At 66.6% G+C, this 1,836-nt stretch carries 1 protein-coding gene; it reads left to right on the top strand.

What is annotated here, in order from left to right; translation table 11 throughout:
* A partial coding sequence (locus DES52_RS10880; protein WP_110886850.1) for an NPCBM/NEW2 domain-containing protein occupies positions 1-1,446 on the top strand: 1,446 nt, incomplete at its 5' end.
* Between the last annotated feature and the right edge of the window lie 390 nt (positions 1,447-1,836).

Genomic DNA, 1,836 nt, shown 5'->3' with positions numbered 1-1,836 from the left:
CAAGTGTACGGGGACGGCGTCAAGCTCTACGACTCCGGCGTCACCCGTGGAGCCGACGCCGTGAAGGCCGTGAGCGTGAACGTCACCGGCAGAAGCGACTTGAAGCTCGTCGTGACGAACGGCGGCGACAGCATCGACTACGACCACGCCGACTGGGCGAGCGCGAAGGTCGTGTGCGGCTCGGCCACCACGCCGCCTGGCGCGTCCGCCCGGGTGCTGCTCGCCGTGCCGTCCGCCTTGCGCTCCACGCCGTTCGACGTCGACCGCTTCTTGAACGTTCCGTCGGGCGCCACGGCCGAAGTGTACGCGCGCGTTTCCAAAGCGCGCTTCTTGGCCGCCGCGGCGGGCGATGACTTGCTGGTGTCGCAGCCGTCGAGCGGCAAGGTGCTGCTCGTGCGGCCGGGTGCGGACGGCGTCGGCGTCGTGACGGACTTCGCCACCGGGTTGAAGAAGCCGCACGACATGGTGTTCCACACCATCGGCGCGACGACGTACCTCTACGTCTCGGAAAGCAACCGCGTGACGCGGTCGGTGTACGTGGCGGGCGATTCGGCCCGACGCCCGTTCGAAGTCGTGGTGCGCGACTTGCCCGACGGCAACAGCAGCGGCGCCCTCGGAGGCGCGTACGGCCACGAACTCAAGAACATCGCCCTCGACGGCGACAAGTTGTACGTGTCGATCGCGTCGGCGAGCAACGCCGACCCCGCCGACCTCGCGCAGAACCCCAAGCAAGGCGCGATCTACTTGTACAGCGCGACGGCCCTCGACCAAGCGGCGACGTCCGGACGCCTGTTCGCCCAGGGCCTACGCAACGCTGAGGGCTTGGCCCTCGTGCCCGGCACCGCCGACTTGTGGGCGGTCGTGAACAACCGCGACAACATCGGCTATCCGTATCAACGCGACTTCGACGGAGACGGCACGAACGACTACGGCAAGGTGATGCAGGCGTACGTCGACAACCATCCACCCGAGTTGTTCACGCGGGTACGTGACGGCGGCAACTACGGCTGGCCCTTTTGCAACTCGAATCCCGACGGCGGCCTCGTCGACATGCCGTTTGACCGGGACGTGCAGAACAACGCCGACGGCAGCAAGCTCGACTGCGCGGCGGCCGACCGCGTCAACCGCGGCATCCAGGCCCACTCCGCGCCGCTGAGCCTGACCTTCTTGCAAAGCACGAACGCTCCGGCGGTGTACCGTCAAGGCGCGGTGAGCGCGCTGCACGGTTCGTGGAACCGCAGCGTCCCGACGGGCTACAAGATCGCGTTCTTTCCTTGGAACTCCGCGACGGGCACGCCGAGCGATCAAATCGATCTCGTCACGGGCTGGCTCGTGAACGGGAGCTCTTGGGGTCGTCCCGTGGACGCCATCGTGGACCGCTCAGGCCGTCTGCTCGTGTCGGACGACGCTGCGGGCGCGATCTACCGCGTCACGCTGCCTCGGTAAGGAGAAGCCCTATGCACTCGGAGTTCCGAGTGCATAGCTGAGATGCGGACGAAATGTTCACGGGGCGAAAAGATCGTGCAGAAGGGTATCGATCTCATCTCGCCGCTGTGGGTCCGCGCGTTGCTCTTGCATCATGAGGTACACGGCCAGGCGCTCCAACCCCCACGTCAACACCCGCTTGCCTGGCGGGTGTTTCTCCTGCCGTCGCCACCCACCCAAGTGCGCGATCAACTGAAGTTGCCGGTCGCCCAGCGCCCCCCGAGCTCGAACAAGAACGCCGCGACGATCCACGCGCACCCCACCAACACCCGCACGCCATCGAAGGACATCAGCCGTACGCTTTCCCACCCCAGCACGCCCTTCGTCCACGCGAAGACATCAAGGGTCGCC

Source organism: Deinococcus yavapaiensis KR-236 (genome assembly GCF_003217515.1).
GTDB lineage: Bacteria > Deinococcota > Deinococci > Deinococcales > Deinococcaceae > Deinococcus_A > Deinococcus_A yavapaiensis.
Note: the sequence above shows the minus strand (reverse complement) of the source record. Positions and strands in the feature narration are given on the sequence as shown.